We start from the raw sequence: 14,506 nt of genomic DNA on the forward strand, positions 1-14,506 counted from the left end.
CTGGCCTCTTTTTTTGTTTTTTGGTATAATAGCTTTATTAATAAAACAAGGGGTTATTGATGGACAATTCGAAAAGCGCATTAATCAAAATGTTCATTTTATTATTCTCACTAGGTTTATCATGTATATTTGCAATACAAAAACTTGAGTTTGCACTTTTACCTCCAGTTTTACTGCCGCTTTTAACATGGGTGGGAGAAAAAACGGTGGATATTTTCGTAGACAGCCAAGCTTATAGAATATTGCCACTAAAGAAGCCGGTCATTGATAGAATACTTTTAAATACATCTTCCTTATGCAGTGTCAACGGCGAAAGAGACGTTCGTTATGGGTTTAATTCTGCTGGAGGAACAATCAATAAACTTTCATTTAATATATTTAATAGAGAATCATCTGCAATGTTGATAAAAGAGGTCGCTTTTAGCGTCAAATCATACGAAGATATTGAATCTATTAGTACATTAAGAAGCAAGTGCCAAGGAGGGTATATTGATCCAGTATATTATAGTGTGGAAGAAGATGTACTGGCTGATAAAAAGACATATATAGGAATTTTATGCGAAGAAAATAAAGGGAAAATCTATAGAAGCACGAAAGAGGTTAGAATAGATCCAAATGGAGCTGAATTTATGCATATTAACTTCAAAGTGGCAAATCCAGGAGTATATGTTGTCTGCGTTAACATTAAATATATAATAAGAGGTAAAGAAGATGTTGTCGAATCACCGAGCAATAAATTTGCGATTATATCAAACGCAATATTGGGTGAAGTAGGTATGGAAATGGAAAGTTTAGGATTTTGGTCGAAGGAGAAAGGGATAGTTAAATATTAGTTTATATTAGTATAATATTTAAATATTTTATTTTTGGGTATAAATATTCTCGAACACACATACCTCTTGCTTTTTAAAATACAAATTATTCTCCCCAACTAGCTTTTCCTTTTTTAGAGCTCTCGGTCTTCGGATCGGGAGTTTTATTTTTTTATTGCAAAAATAAAACAAAAGTTCTATAATATAAATACAAACGTTCTTTATGAGGTGATACTATGCGGCGAAAATATGGCAATGCAAAGGTCGATTTGGTAAAGATTAAGGGGAAATACATCCCTTGTGCTTTTCATGTCGAGAAAGAGGTATTTATAATTGAGGAGATTTTAAGCATCCGGAAGGGTATGGTAAAGTGTGGAACCCCGGGACTGCGGTATTTCGTGAAAACGCAGGGGAAAGAAACAGAACTACTTTTCGATAATACCGAAAAAAGTTGGACTGTCATTATACACGATCCACAGGTGTACGGAGAAACCGATGGGCCTCAGCGCGTCCTTGAAGAGCTGAAATATTTAAACTGAGAAACTACAAAAGCCGCCCCGAAAAAGGACGGCTTAATTTGTGTCTTAAGTGTGTGTCTTGCGCGTGTCTTATTTGTGTCTTATCATGTCATTTTTACTTATTTTTACTTATTCTTAAAATTGTTGAAACCCGCATAGACACGTGGTTTAGCTGTTTTGGGATTATTTCATGGCTTCTTCGATGGCAACGGCTACCGATACGGTAGCGCCGACCATTGGATTGTTACCCATGCCGATGAGGCCCATCATTTCTACGTGGGCTGGAACGGAGGAGGAACCGGCGAACTGAGCGTCAGAGTGCATACGTCCCATGGTATCGGTCATACCGTAGGAAGCAGGGCCGGCGGCCATATTATCCGGGTGGAGGGTACGTCCTGTACCGCCGCCGGAAGCAACTGAGAAGTATTTTTTGCCCTGTTCAAGGGCTTCTTTTTTATAAGTGCCGGCAACCGGATGCTGGAAACGGGTCGGGTTGGTAGAGTTCCCAGTGATGGAAACATTCACGCCTTCGTGGTGCATGATGGCAACACCTTCCTGAACGTCGTTAGAACCATAGCAGTTAACCGCGGCGCGTTCGCCATCGGAGTAAGCGGTTTTTTCTACGATGTTCAGCGTGCCTGTCGCATAGTCATAATCGGTTTTTACATAGGTAAAACCATTGATGCGGGCGATAATCAGGGCGGCGTCTTTGCCCAGGCCGTTTAAGATAACGCGCAATGGTTTTTTACGAACCTTGTTGGCGTTTCTGGCAATCCCGATAGCACCTTCGGCAGCCGCGAAGGATTCGTGGCCAGCCAGAAAAGCAAAGCAGTCGGTTTCTTCACGCAGCAGCATGGCGCCCAGGTTACCGTGGCCCAGACCAACCTTACGCTGTTCAGCAACAGAGCCTGGAATACAGAAAGCCTGTAAGCCCTCTCCCACAATTTCGGCCGCGTCAGCCGCTGTTTTCGCACCGCGCTTGATGGCCAGTGCAGCGCCGAGTGTATAAGCCCAGCAGGCATTTTCAAAACAGATTGGCTGAATACCCTTTACGATACCTGCAACGTCAATGCCTTTTTCATCGCAGATGGCTTTGGCTTCTTCTAAAGAGGCAATGCCGTTTGCTTTTAAGACTTCATTGATTTTGTCGATTCTTCTTTCATAACTTTCAAATAATGGCATCTCAGAACCTCCTATTCGTTTCTCGGATCGATGTACTTAGCAGCACCATCGAACTGTCCATACTGGCCGGAAGCCGCATCCATGGCTTCTTTCGGGTCCATGCCCTTTTTGATGTTTTCCATCATTTTGCCGAGCTGTACGAAAGCGTAACCGATGATTTCGTCTTTTTCGTTTAAAGCGACTTTTGTGACATAGCCTTCTGCCATTTCAAGGTAACGCGGGCCTTTGGCCAGTGTACCGTACATGGTGCCAACCTGGCTTCTGAGGCCTTTGCCCAAGTCTTCAAGGCCAGCGCCGACCGGCAGACCATCTTCAGAGAAAGCAGTCTGAGTACGGCCATAAACGATCTGTAAAAACAGTTCGCGCATAGCGGTGTTGATAGCGTCGCAGACAAGGTCCGTATTCAGGGCTTCAAGAATTGTTTTACCCGGCAGGATTTCAGATGCCATGGCGGCAGAGTGCGTCATACCAGAGCAGCCGATGGTTTCAATCAGAGCTTCCTGAATAATACCGTCCTTTACATTTAAGGTTAATTTACAGGCACCCTGCTGAGGGGCGCACCAGCCTACACCATGTGTTAAACCGGAAATGTCTTTAACTTCTTTTGCCTGTACCCATCTGCCTTCTTCAGGGATTGGGGCACAGCCGTGGTTTGCATTGCTGGCTACGCAGCACATACTATTTACTTCATGAGAATATTCCATTCGCTAAACTCCCTTCGAATTTTTCCTACAGCTATTATAATATGGGCGTCTCAAAAAAAATATGGTAATTTTTTGTCATTTCGTATTTTTTGTCCCGCTGGGACAAAAGTGTAGAAAATGAAAACGGCTAATAGAGTAAAATTTAGCCATTCTTAGAAAATTGAACTTTTTTTGTGAAAAGTTATCTGTAATAGACAAAAAGTTGGGTTGATGTTCGTTTAAAGGTAAGGTACAATGAATCTAAATGTAAATTTGCTAAAATTTACCCGAACATTGTGTCTGATGAGATGAAATTTTGTATAGATGAAAAGAGGTAATGGGATGGATTATATTCACAAATTTAGCATCGGTCCGGTAGAAATGGACAAAATGCTCGAAGAGTATCATCAACTGCGAAAAACCCGCCGCTACTGCGCGGCTTGTCCCAACTACAACAAATACTGGTCCTGCCCGGACTACGCCTTCGACGAGGCTCTGTTTTTAAAGGAATTTAAGTATATGTACCTGATTGCCAGAGAGTATGAAATTCCACGGGAGGACCGCCAGAAAATCTTCGGTATTCAACCTGTGGCCGAATACTGCAAACAGATTATGCAGGCTATGAAGGTTGAATCATGGAAGGATCTTCTGGATCTGGAGGCAGAATTTCCGGGCACGTTGTCCTTAATGCCGGGCAACTGCCATGTCTGCGATATTTCAGGAGAAGGCTGCGCTAAGCCAAAAGGACAGAAGTGCCGTCATCCGGAGCTCATGCGGTTCTCGCTCGAGTCCCTTGGCTTTGATGTGGACGCTATCTGTAAGTATGAAATCGGTGTGCTCCTGCTCTGGCCAAAGGAAGGCCACCTGCCGGAAAAACTGTGCGCGGTGATGGCGCTTATGAGCAATGAGAAGATTCCCATGGATGCCATCAAAGCCCATTTCCCAGACGCTAAAAAGAGCTGGCTGCGTTTTTCGGACACAGCACCTGAAGCCCGGAACGAAGTGCGCCCAAGTGTTAAACGCCAGGAAAGCTGGCTTGACAATATGAAAAAGCAGAATCAGGAAAAGGCCGAGGATCCTGCCTACAAGCCACAAAAAAGCTGGATCGGCTTTAAAAGCGAAGCTTTAGACAGCGGCGACTATGTCAAAGAGCGCCCCTGGCGGGAGGAAGAGCCAGAGGAAGCGCCCCTGGCACCTGAAGAAACCGCCGCGCTGGTCGATGAAATGATCGCGTCCAGCCCAGAGCCTGAACCCGCTGCAGAACCGGAACCCGCTGCGCCAGAGACACCGTCTCAGCCTGAGGTGTCCGCCTCTGAGGATGAGGAAGACGCCAAATACAAGTGGCTTGGCTTTAAACGGAGTGTCGAGGAAGCCGAAGAGGAATTAAAAAAGCGGCCGATTCCCAAATTTAACGTTCCTGAGGAAGATGAAATAGAAGAAAAACCGGAAGAAAACACGGCGGCGGAACCGGAAGCCGCATCGGAGCCCCCGGTGGCAGAACCCGCCCCGCAGGCCGCGGAAGCCCCGGCAGCCGCAGTGCCCGAAACGGAATCTGTTCAGCCAGCGGCAAAGCTACAGCCTGAACCAGCCCCGGCACCCGAACCGTCGGCTCCAGAGCCTGTCGAGGAAGAAATTGAGCTTCTGGACGCCTCCAGCGTGGCCAATGTGCTCAGCGCTGCCATCGAAATCGCCAAGGATGTTGTCGGAGACGATTTTATCCCCGAGGAAACGCCAGTATTTAATGAACCGGAGCCTCAGCCTGCGGCCCAAGAGCCTATAGCCACTGAAGAGGAAGATGATTCCAAATACAAATGGCTGGGCTTTAAAGCCACGAATCTTGACGAGGACGACGGCTTTAAAAAGGGCGGCTGGAAGAAAAATTATTAAGCTGAAGGAGTGGTAGCATGAATCAGGCACTCATTCTGATCGATTATACTTATGATTTTGTCGCGCCTGACGGTAAGCTGACCGCCGGCGCGCCCGCCCAGGCCATTGATGAGAACCTGGCGGCCGCAGTCGGCGAAACCCTTGAGGGCGGCGGCATGGTCTTTGTGGTGAACGACCTGCATCTGGAAAACGACGGGACACACCCCGAGACGGCGCTGTTCCCACCCCATAATCTTTTGGGAAGCCCGGGCAGAGCCGTGTATGGAAAGACAGCTGAAAAGCTGCGGGGCTATCAGGCGCTTGAAAACAGGCAGGTTTTCTACATGGATAAGTTCCGCTATTCCGCCTTTGCCGGGACAGCGCTGGATATTCTGCTCAGGCAGAACCATATCAGGAAGCTGGAGTTGGCCGGTGTGTGCACAGACATTTGTGTGCTGCACACAGCCATCAGCGCCTATAATCTGGGTTATGCGGTCACGGTTCACGAAAACCGTGTGGCGAGCTTTAATGCGGAGGGCCACAAATGGGCCCTGGAGCATTTCAAGTCATCACTGGGATTTACAGTAATATAAAGGAACAAGGAGATAAGCAATGTTATATTATAAAGCAGACATCGGCGTGATCGGCGGTTCCGGTCTCTATGAGCTGTATCCGGACGTTAAAAAAATTGAGGTGGACACACCCTACGGCAAAACCTCCGACGCCATCAGCCTGGTGACTGTCGGCGACAAAAAGGTGGCCTTTATGCCAAGACACGGCAAAGATCATACCCTGAACCCCTCCGAAATCAACTACCGGGCCAACATCGACGCTTTTGCGCAGCTGGGAATCCGGGCGCTGATTTCACCCTGCTGCGTTGGCTCGCTGCGTCCGGAAATCGAACCGGGGGATTTTGTAGTCACCGACCAGTTCATCAACATGACATCAGGCCGCAAGGATACCTTTAACGAGACCCCCAATGTGGTTCACCTGAGCTCAGCCGATCCTTACGATCCCGGCCTTCGTCAGATTGCCCTTGAGGAAGCCGGAAAGCTGGGGATTAAAACCCATGACGGCGGGACTGTTGTCGTGGTCAACGGCCCGCGGTTCTCGACCCGTGCCGAAAGCCGCATGTTTGCCATGATGGGAGCGGATGTCGTCAATATGACCCAGTATCCGGAAGGATACCTGTGCATGGAAAAGGGGATTCCGGTTGTCAACATCGCCCTGATCACAGATTACGATGCCGGACTGGAGGGCCGCCCGGATATCAAGCCTGTGCAGGCCGAAGATGTGGTGCGTGTGCTCGAGGATAACAACGACCGAGTGAAACAACTGATTTTTAGGATGATTGAACGCATATAAAAAAGATACCTCCCTTAACCAAGGAAGGCCAGACGGCAGACAAAGGATGTCCGCAAGAGATAAAGCGTTAAAAAGAGGCTTTTGAAGTGGAAAGTGGATAGTGGAAAGTTGAAAGTTCAGGGGCAAATCAGCCGTTGGCCGATTTGATTGAATGCGGCCTGTGGCTGCTGTTCTAGTCGTTTTTGCGTCAGCGAAAACGTTCCATAACTTTCCACTTTCAACTTTCAATTTTTAACTCAAAGGGCTTCAAGCTTTCTCTTTGCAGCTCATGACCGACTTTGCCGACGTCCTGACCTCTCTTAACCAAGGGAGGCTTTTTCAGATAGCGAGAAAGGAAGAATGATGAAACCTGTTTATTATGAAAATGGCGCTTTAAAAATGCTTGACCAGACTCTGCTGCCAACCGAGGAGGTAACGCACAGTTACACCGACTACCGCGAGATTGCCGCCGCCATTGTGGATATGATTGTCCGCGGGGCGCCGGCCATCGGAGTGACTGCCGGATACGGCGTTTATTTTGGCGCGCTGGAATTTGAAAAGCTACCGAAGGAGACCTTTTTAAAGGAAATGGAGACTGTCTGCCACGTGCTTCGTGCCACCCGGCCAACGGCGGTCAACCTGTTCTGGGCAGTGGACCGGATGGAGGGCGTGATCAAAAACAACTCGGAAAAAACAGTGGCAGAGATCACAGCGCTCCTGAAAACCGAAGCAGACGCCATTTGCAGAGAGGATATTAAGATGTGCCGGGATATGGGCGCTTACGGCGCAGAGCTGATCCACCGTAAGGATACCATCCTGACCCACTGCAATGCAGGAGCCCTCGCCACAGCGGATTACGGGACAGCCCTCGGCGTTGTGCGTGCCGCCTGGGAGGCAGGCAAGGAGATATCCGTCTACGCCGATGAGACAAGACCCTTTCTGCAGGGGGCCCGTCTCACCGCCTATGAGCTTCAAAAAGACGGCATTCCAGTCACACTGATCACAGACAATATGGCCGGCTGGATGATGAAGCAGGGAAAAATCGACTGTGTGGTGGTGGGAGCAGACCGCATCGCCCGAAATGGCGACGTGGCCAATAAGATCGGAACCTACAGCGTGTCCATTCTGGCAAAAGCCCATGGCATTCCTTTCTATGTGGCAGCGCCCACCTCAACCATTGATTTTAATATGTGGTCCGGCGATGATATTGTCATTGAGGAACGGGACACAAGAGAGATCAGCCATATCAAAGGACAGCAGATCGCGCCGGACGGTGTGCGCATGGAAAACCCGGCCTTTGACGTGACCCCGCATCAGAATGTCACAGCCATCATCACAGAAAAGGGCGTTGTATATCCGCCCTTTGACCTGAGCATACCCAGGCTTCAGGGTGAATAGAGGAAGCCGATGAAATACAGTATGTTTTCGTGGTTTGGCTACTTCATGCCTTTTGAGGAGCGCATTGACGTGATCAAAGAAGCCGGTTTTGACGAGGTGATGATTTCCTGGGAGGACGAGTGTGAGCCTTATTATCTGGAGAAAGAAAAATTTCCGGACATTGTGCGGAGCAAGGGGCTTGGAATCACCAATATTCACGCGCCCTTTATCGGTTATAACGACATCTGGGAAAAGGAGCCTGCACAGACCAGAGCGCTTTTAGATACCTTTGTCAGCTTTGTGCGGGACTGCCGTACCTTCGAGATTCCAGCTGTGGTGGTACACACTAATGATCTGGACCTTGGCCCCTATAAATGGGAAAATGGGCTGGCTTTTTTCTCAGAGCTGGCAGAGGCCGGGGAGAAGTACAGCGTCGATATCGCCGTTGAAAATGTGTCGCGGCAGTTTTTGCTGAAGGGACTGCTGGATGCCATCCAGGCCGATCATTTTGGTATGTGTTATGACAGCTCCCATGACTATATGCTGCCTTGCGGCAGAGGTAAGATTCTTAAAACCTACAAAGACCGGATCAAGGCGCTGCATTTGTCCGACAACGACCTGCATATTGACCGGCACTGGATACCGGGCGAGGGTGAAATCCCCTTCTGTGAGGTCATGCCTGAGATCCTGAGCACCGGCGTGGATTTTATCTCCTACGAGGTTATCGCAAGCGATGCGTGGAAAAAGCGAGAGCCCCTTGAGTTCTGCCGTGCAGTTCGGAACAGCCTTGATCTGGAGAACAATAATTTCTAATTGCACAATTCGGGGATTTGTGCTAAACTTCAATTAACAACTTAATGATGCTGTTTTGTTAGAGGAAAGCGGTTGAAATCCGCTACAGCCCCCGCTACTGTAATTGCAGACAAGATCCTCATAGACCACTGTCAGGCGTATCCTGATGGGAAGGGAGGATGGAGAAGGAAGCAAGAGTCAGGACACTTGAAGCAAAGCGATATAATCACTTCGGAGGGAAGTAGAGGATTGTATATTATCATAATCCGGCCTCTCTCATGGGGTCGGTTTTCTTTGTTTTAAGCAGTTTTAAATTTATTTATGGAGGGACCAATGAAGAAGAGTGTATTGAAAAGTTTACTGATGGCTCTGGCCTGTGCGGCGCTGTTGTTTGGCGCGGCAGGCTGTGCTCAGAATAGCCAGAAGGGTGGAGAAGCTTCCGGCGCGGTTACTGGAGAAACCGCTTACCCAATCTCCATTACCGATGATCTGGGCAATAATGTGGAAATCGAAAAGGAACCCGCAAAGATCGTGTCTCTGTCACCCGCAAACACCGAAATCCTGTTTGCCCTGGGTGTGGGAGACAAGGTGGTCGGACGGACCGATTACTGCAATTATCCCGAGGAAGCTGCCCAGGTAGCGTCGATTGGCGATTACAATAATCCCAATGTGGAAAAGATTATTTCCCTGGCCCCGGATGTCGTTCTGGCGGGTGATCTGATCAGCGATGATGTCCGCAGTCAGATTGAAGCCACCGGCGCAAAGGTTATTACTTACACACCAATGTCTGTGGACGCGGTGGAAAGCACCATCATTAATACTGGCAAGGTGGTTAACGCCAATGATAAGGCCAAGGAAATCACCGACAGCATGACGAAAAAATATGATGAGATTAAGGAAAAGGCGGCGGCAGCCAATCCGCAGAAATCAGTCTTTATCGATATTGGCGGTTATTACAGCGCCGGAGATAACTCCCTGCTGGGCAATATGCTTAAGGATATTAACGCCAAAAACATTGCCTCAGACGCCGGCACAGACTGGCCGCAGCTGAGCGTTGAACAGATTATCGCAAAGAACCCGGACGTCTATGTGTCCTTCTTTACCACACCGGACGAGATCAAAAAGGTGCCGGGCTTTGACCAGGTCAATGCTGTCAAGAACGACGCCATTGTCTATTACGAAATGCTCTCTCCGGACAGCGACCTGATCCAGCGCCCCGGACCGCGTATTGTCGATGGGCTGGAGCTGCTGGCTACAGCCGTTTATCCGGATCAGTTTAAGTAGAAAGATTTCTCCGCAGGGGGGGCTTTTGCCCCCAGCGGAGGTTTTAAACAGACGGTTAAGGAAGAGGTCGGATGAAAACAAAGATGAAAAGATACGCGATGCCCTTATCCATTGTAGGGTGCCTGATCTTAATTTATTTATGCACCATCGTAGGCATTACCTCCATTCCCTTTGGCGACGCTAACAGGATTTTACTGCACGAGGTGCTGCACCTTCCTGTTAACATGGAGGGAATATCGGCCGGTAATATTGCGATTATCTGGAATGTACGGCTGCCGAGAGTCATTTTAGGCTTTCTGACAGGCGGAGCGCTGGCAGTCTGCGGCGCGGCCTATCAGGGGATTTTCAAGAACCCCATGGCAGATCCTTTTATTCTGGGGGTGTCTTCCGGTGCGGCGCTGGGCGCGTCCATTGGAATTGTCATGCACTTTTCAGCAGGTTTCCTGGGATTAAATGGGACCGCTGTTCTAGCCTTTGTAGGCGCCTTTCTGGCGATCTTTTTAGTGTATAACATTTCAAAGGTCGGGAGAAAAGTGCCGGTTGCGTCCCTGCTGCTGAGCGGGATTGCCGTGAGCCAGTCGCTGACGGCTTTTATGTCCCTGCTCATGATTTTCAATGTTCAGAGCATGAATCAGATTATGTTCTGGACCATGGGGAGTCTGAACGGTAAGGGATGGGACCAGGTAATTACTGTTTTACCTTACGTGATCATCGGCTGTCTGATCCTGTTCACAACGGTTCGGGAGCTGGATATCATGCTTCTCGGAGAGGACGCGGCCACACAGCTTGGGGTCAATACCGACCATCTGAAGAAAAAAGTGTTGATTGTCTCATCTGTGATTACCGCGGCTGTGGTTTCCGTGACAGGGATTATCGGCTTTGTCGGACTGGTGGTGCCGCACATTGTAAGAATTTTGTCCGGCCCGAAGCATCGGATTTTGCTGCCCTTTTCACTGGTGTTTGGAGGAACCTTCCTTATTATCTGCGATACACTGGCCCGGACCGTTTCCTCACAGGAAATTCCGGTGGGAATCATCACCGCTGCTTTTGGCGGCCCCTTTTTTATTTACCTTTTGCGTAAATCGAAGAAAGGAGGTACCCGTTAGTGGAAGATGCTGTTATGTTGAAATTTGAAGGCGTTCATACCGGCTATGGCAGCAAAGAGGTGATTAAGGGCTTTACAGCAGAGATTCATAAGGGTGAGTTTGTCGGCCTTATCGGCTCGAACGGTACGGGCAAATCCACGCTGCTCAAATGCCTGTCGGGCCTTCTGCCCATTACCGGCGGCCGGATTGTGGTAAAGGGCAGGGATAACGCTGGTCTTAAGCAGCGTGAACGCTCTCAGATGGTGGCCGTCGTTCCCCAGTCCTTTGATATCGACTATGACTTTACGGTTGAGGATATTGTGCTCATGGGCAGGAACCCTTATCTGAGCTACAGGGACCGCGAGAGCGTCGAGGATTACCGGATTGTGGAGCAGGCTATGAAGATGACCAAAACCCTTGGCTTCAGAGGCCGTATGTTCAATGAGCTGAGCGGCGGTGAAAAGCAGCGTGTGATCATCGCGCGGGCCATTGCCCAGGAGCCGGACATTATTCTTTTGGATGAACCCACCTCCGCGCTGGATGTGCATCATCAGATCGAGGTTATGGAGCTGATTGACCAGCTTAATAAAAACGACCATATGACCGTTGTGGCCGTTCTGCACGATATTAATCTGGCGTCGCGCTACTGTGGGCGCCTGATCATGATCCAGGGCGGCCGAGTGGTGGCAGACGGGCCGCCAGCGGACGTGGTCATTGAGCAAAATTTGAAACAGCTTTACAATATGAAAATGTTGGTGCGTGAGAATGCGGTTTTTGAAAAACCGGAGATCGTACCCATCCGCGTGCTTGAGGGCGAGGAGGCCCGGAATCCGCTGCACATTCATGTGATCTGCGGCGGCAGCGGTGCTTCAAAGGTCATTGAGGAGCTGGACGACATGGGGCACCGGGTAACCGCTGGTGTCATCAATGAAGGCAGTGACGACTGGCTGGTCTGTAAATCGCTGAACCTCGATATTGTGGAGGAACGGCCATTTACCACCATTTCCATGGAAAAGCAGCAGGAAAATTTAAAGCTGATGCACGATGCCGACATTGTTTTGATTGCGGACGTGCCCTTTGGACTTGGCAATGTCAATAATCTGGAAGGCCTTGAAAAGCTGGACGCGGAGATTTATCTGCACGCGAACTGCCTTCATAATGATTTTACTGAGGGCAGGCTGGAGGCCTGTCTGAATAAGATACGTGAAAAGAAAACAGTGGTCGAAATCGGAGACCACGATGCGTTTCTGGAAATGCTTCAGCAGCGCTAGAAATTGGGATACCTGGGAGATTGTGTTATGAATACTTTTATGCTGGCGGGAGTCAGCAGTAATGTTGGGAAAACAACTGTAACCATGGGGGTGATGTCTGCCCTGTGCAAAAGAAATTGTCCGGTTGCCCCTTTTAAAACCGGACCAGATTACATTGATCCGATGTTCCACACCTTTGTCACTGGAAAAAAATCCACCAATCTGGACACCTGGATGGTGGATCGTGAGACCATCCGGTCCTTGTTTTATCACAAGCTGTCCGAGGATTCGGTGGCAGTGATCGAGGGTGTGATGGGACTCTATGACGGACATGGACTAAAGACCGATGTAGGCAGCAGCGCTTATCTGTCAAAGGTGGTGGACGCGCCGGTATTTTTGATCATTGACGGCCGGGGAATGTCCAAAAGCGCGGCGGCGATGGTAAAGGGCTATGTGGATTTTGACCCCGAAACCCGAATTGCCGGGGTGATCATCAATAAGATCGCTTCGGAATCCCACTATCAGCTCTTAAAGGAAATGATTGAGACCTGTACAGGGGTGCCCTGTGTGGGGTATTTTCCGAACTGTCCAGATATCGTTATGAACAGTCGGCATCTCGGTCTCATCCCGGTGGATGAGCTTCAGGGACTTCGAGAGCAGGTGGAAAAAGCAGCGGCGCTGGCGGAGGAACATATTGACCTGGACAGGATGCTGGCGCTCAGCCGCAGAGAAGCCATACCGGAGGTTCAGAAGGATCCCTTTGACGCCTTTGCGGGGCGTTATGGCGATCTGACCATAGGGTTTGCAAAGGACAAAGCGTTTAGCTTTTATTATGAGGATAATTTTAACGCGCTCAGAAAGCTGGGCGTCCGGCTGGTGCCCTTCAGCCCCCTTGAGGATCGCGAGCTGCCAAAGGGTCTGGATGCTCTGTATATCGGCGGCGGTTTTCCCGAAATGTTCGGGCGAGACCTTGAGAAGAATCAGGGATTCAGGGAAAGCATTAAGGCTGCGTTAGAAAATGGTCTTCCCTGTTTTGCAGAATGCGGCGGCCTCATGTATCTGACAGAAAGCATGGAGATGCTTGACGGGGAAAAGTATCAGGCGGCAGGCTTTTTTAAGGCGGATACGAAGATGACCAAGCGCCTTCAGCGGTTTGGCTATATCGATATTGATACCGTGATCCACGGCATGCCCATACAGATTAAGGGGCATGAGTTCCATCACAGTCTGGTGCATGAGAAGGAGCCAATCCCCACGCGTTACCAGATCACGAAGGGAGAGCGGAAATGGACCTGCGGCTTTTGTCAGGGGAATACCCTTGCCGGGTACCCGCACATTCACTTCTACAGCAACCCGCAGTTTTTGCTGGCGCTCCTTGATAAAGCCGAAGAAATCAAAAGCTTGGAGGAACAGGACAGTGAGAACAGTAACGGTTAAATCACCGGGTTCCTGCGGAGAATTTATCCAGGGAATCTACCAGGAACAGCCGTGCCTTGTATCCTGTCCCGTCGACCTCTATTCCAATATCCGTATTGTGGAAGGACCGGCGACCCGTATGCTCGACACCAAAGCCGTTCAGATGCTTGATCTGATCTTCTCAGAATACAGCATACCAAGAGAGGAAAAGCATCATATAAACATCCAGATGTCCTCAGAAATTCCCATTGAAAAGGGAATGGCCAGCAGCACCGCAGACATTGCCGGGATTGCCAGGGGCCTGAGTGCCTACTATGATCTGGGCCTCAGCGACAAAACCATCGCAGAGCTCTGCGTGTTCATCGAGCCCACCGACAATATCATGTTTGAACGGCTGAATCTTTTCAACCATGTGTGCGGCGATGTGCTGATAAATTTTGAGGCACAGCTGGAAGCGCAGATATTGATTGTGGAATTCAAGGGAGCCGTCAACACCATGAATTTTCATCGTCAGCAGGATGGCTACACACGTCAGGAGGTCGAGCGGTTTGAAACGGTACTGGACCTTTTTAAACAAGGGCTGCGGGATAAAAACCTCAGCGCCATTGGACACGCCTGTACCGAGAGCGCGCGGCTCAACCAGAAGATTTTATACAAGCCCCACCTTGAAGCACTGGCGGCCCTGTCTGAGGAATTTGGCGGACATGGGGTTATTACAGGCCACAGCGGCACAGTGATCGGCGTGCTGTACAGTGAGGAGACTTTTAACTACACTGCTTTTATGCAGCGATTTCTGAACGTTGTCCCTAAGAAGGACTACGACGCGCTGTTTTTGAAGAATATTATTCCCGGAGGCTTGAAAGTCTCCATCGAAAATTAAGCCGAGGCCTTTCTTTT

Annotated in this window: 14 protein-coding genes and 1 riboswitch; of the genes, 12 read left to right on the plus strand and 2 right to left on the minus strand. The window is 49.3% G+C overall.

Annotated elements, in window-relative coordinates; translation table 11 throughout:
• Positions 1-59 precede the first annotated feature (59 nt).
• A complete protein-coding gene (locus DW091_RS11050) occupies positions 60-833 on the plus strand; it encodes a hypothetical protein (protein WP_073383076.1) in 774 nt (257 codons plus the stop codon).
• Positions 834-1,048: 215 nt separating this feature from the next.
• Positions 1,049-1,351 carry a hypothetical protein gene (locus DW091_RS11055; protein ID WP_073383078.1) on the plus strand — a complete coding sequence of 101 codons (303 nt, stop codon included), beginning with the start codon at positions 1,049-1,051 and terminating at the stop codon, positions 1,349-1,351.
• Positions 1,352-1,513: 162 nt separating this feature from the next.
• Here the strand turns inward: DW091_RS11055 and DW091_RS11060 are convergent, their stop codons facing one another.
• Together DW091_RS11060 and DW091_RS11065 are read right to left on the minus strand one after the other, a co-directional pair.
• Positions 1,514-2,512, minus strand: a complete 999-nt coding sequence (locus tag DW091_RS11060; protein WP_013379081.1) for a GGGtGRT protein — start codon at positions 2,510-2,512, stop codon at positions 1,514-1,516.
• Between the two features lie 11 nt (positions 2,513-2,523).
• Entirely contained in the window at positions 2,524-3,216 is a 693-nt protein-coding gene (locus tag DW091_RS11065) for a nitrogen-fixing protein NifU (protein WP_013379082.1), read from the minus strand.
• Between the two features lie 321 nt (positions 3,217-3,537).
• On the opposite strand from DW091_RS11065, the gene DW091_RS11070 reads away from it, so the two are divergent.
• The 10 genes from DW091_RS11070 to DW091_RS11115 all read left to right on the plus strand — a co-directional run bounded on the left by DW091_RS11070 (position 3,538) and on the right by DW091_RS11115 (position 14,489).
• Positions 3,538-5,082, plus strand: coding sequence for a DUF2284 domain-containing protein (locus DW091_RS11070; RefSeq protein ID WP_158577873.1), 1,545 nt, complete (start codon positions 3,538-3,540; stop codon positions 5,080-5,082).
• Positions 5,083-5,099: 17 nt separating this feature from the next.
• Positions 5,100-5,654 carry an isochorismatase family cysteine hydrolase gene (locus DW091_RS11075; protein ID WP_058695779.1) on the plus strand — a complete coding sequence of 185 codons (555 nt, stop codon included), beginning with the start codon at positions 5,100-5,102 and terminating at the stop codon, positions 5,652-5,654.
• A 19-nt stretch (positions 5,655-5,673) separates the two neighbouring features.
• Entirely contained in the window at positions 5,674-6,426 is a 753-nt protein-coding gene (locus DW091_RS11080; RefSeq protein ID WP_058695778.1) for an MTAP family purine nucleoside phosphorylase, read from the plus strand.
• A 342-nt stretch (positions 6,427-6,768) separates the two neighbouring features.
• A complete protein-coding gene (gene mtnA, locus DW091_RS11085) occupies positions 6,769-7,803 on the plus strand; it encodes an S-methyl-5-thioribose-1-phosphate isomerase (RefSeq protein WP_118518165.1) in 1,035 nt (344 codons plus the stop codon).
• A 9-nt stretch (positions 7,804-7,812) separates the two neighbouring features.
• Positions 7,813-8,595 carry a sugar phosphate isomerase/epimerase gene (locus DW091_RS11090; protein ID WP_118518166.1) on the plus strand — a complete coding sequence of 261 codons (783 nt, stop codon included), beginning with the start codon at positions 7,813-7,815 and terminating at the stop codon, positions 8,593-8,595.
• Between the two features lie 33 nt (positions 8,596-8,628).
• A riboswitch (cobalamin riboswitch) is annotated at positions 8,629-8,804 on the plus strand.
• A gap of 103 nt (positions 8,805-8,907) precedes the next feature.
• The gene (locus tag DW091_RS11095) at positions 8,908-9,858 is read left to right on the plus strand and encodes an ABC transporter substrate-binding protein (protein WP_096920144.1); all 951 of its coding nucleotides are present in this window, start codon (positions 8,908-8,910) and stop codon (positions 9,856-9,858) included.
• 71 nt (positions 9,859-9,929) lie between these two features.
• Positions 9,930-10,964, plus strand: coding sequence for an iron ABC transporter permease (locus DW091_RS11100; RefSeq protein WP_058695774.1), 1,035 nt, complete (start codon positions 9,930-9,932; stop codon positions 10,962-10,964).
• Positions 10,965-10,978: 14 nt separating this feature from the next.
• The gene (locus tag DW091_RS11105) at positions 10,979-12,214 is read left to right on the plus strand and encodes an ABC transporter ATP-binding protein (RefSeq protein WP_224168786.1); all 1,236 of its coding nucleotides are present in this window, start codon (positions 10,979-10,981) and stop codon (positions 12,212-12,214) included.
• Positions 12,215-12,241: 27 nt separating this feature from the next.
• Positions 12,242-13,630, plus strand: coding sequence for a cobyrinate a,c-diamide synthase (locus DW091_RS11110; RefSeq protein WP_118518167.1), 1,389 nt, complete (start codon positions 12,242-12,244; stop codon positions 13,628-13,630).
• The gene (locus DW091_RS11115) at positions 13,611-14,489 is read left to right on the plus strand and encodes a GHMP kinase (RefSeq protein WP_118518168.1); all 879 of its coding nucleotides are present in this window, start codon (positions 13,611-13,613) and stop codon (positions 14,487-14,489) included. Before DW091_RS11110 ends, DW091_RS11115 begins: the two co-directional genes overlap by 20 nt.
• The last annotated feature ends 17 nt before the right edge of the window (positions 14,490-14,506 follow it).

The organism is Eubacterium sp. AM05-23, assembly GCF_003477535.1.
In the GTDB taxonomy this organism is placed as follows: Bacteria; Bacillota; Clostridia; order Eubacteriales; family Eubacteriaceae; genus Eubacterium; species Eubacterium maltosivorans.

Coding starts and splice junctions, on each gene's coding strand:
- DW091_RS11055 (WP_073383078.1), top strand. CDS start 1,049: ATGCGGCGAAAATATGGCAATGCAAAGGTCGATTTGGTAAAGATTAAG.
- DW091_RS11100 (WP_058695774.1), top strand. CDS start 9,930: ATGAAAACAAAGATGAAAAGATACGCGATGCCCTTATCCATTGTAGGG.
- DW091_RS11110 (WP_118518167.1), top strand. CDS start 12,242: ATGAATACTTTTATGCTGGCGGGAGTCAGCAGTAATGTTGGGAAAACA.
- DW091_RS11095 (WP_096920144.1), top strand. CDS start 8,908: ATGAAGAAGAGTGTATTGAAAAGTTTACTGATGGCTCTGGCCTGTGCG.
- DW091_RS11105 (WP_224168786.1), top strand. CDS start 10,979: ATGTTGAAATTTGAAGGCGTTCATACCGGCTATGGCAGCAAAGAGGTG.
- DW091_RS11065 (WP_013379082.1), bottom strand. CDS start 3,216: ATGGAATATTCTCATGAAGTAAATAGTATGTGCTGCGTAGCCAGCAAT.
- DW091_RS11090 (WP_118518166.1), top strand. CDS start 7,813: ATGAAATACAGTATGTTTTCGTGGTTTGGCTACTTCATGCCTTTTGAG.
- DW091_RS11080 (WP_058695778.1), top strand. CDS start 5,674: ATGTTATATTATAAAGCAGACATCGGCGTGATCGGCGGTTCCGGTCTC.
- DW091_RS11070 (WP_158577873.1), top strand. CDS start 3,538: ATGGATTATATTCACAAATTTAGCATCGGTCCGGTAGAAATGGACAAA.
- DW091_RS11060 (WP_013379081.1), bottom strand. CDS start 2,512: ATGCCATTATTTGAAAGTTATGAAAGAAGAATCGACAAAATCAATGAA.
- DW091_RS11075 (WP_058695779.1), top strand. CDS start 5,100: ATGAATCAGGCACTCATTCTGATCGATTATACTTATGATTTTGTCGCG.
- mtnA (WP_118518165.1), top strand. CDS start 6,769: ATGAAACCTGTTTATTATGAAAATGGCGCTTTAAAAATGCTTGACCAG.
- DW091_RS11050 (WP_073383076.1), top strand. CDS start 60: ATGGACAATTCGAAAAGCGCATTAATCAAAATGTTCATTTTATTATTC.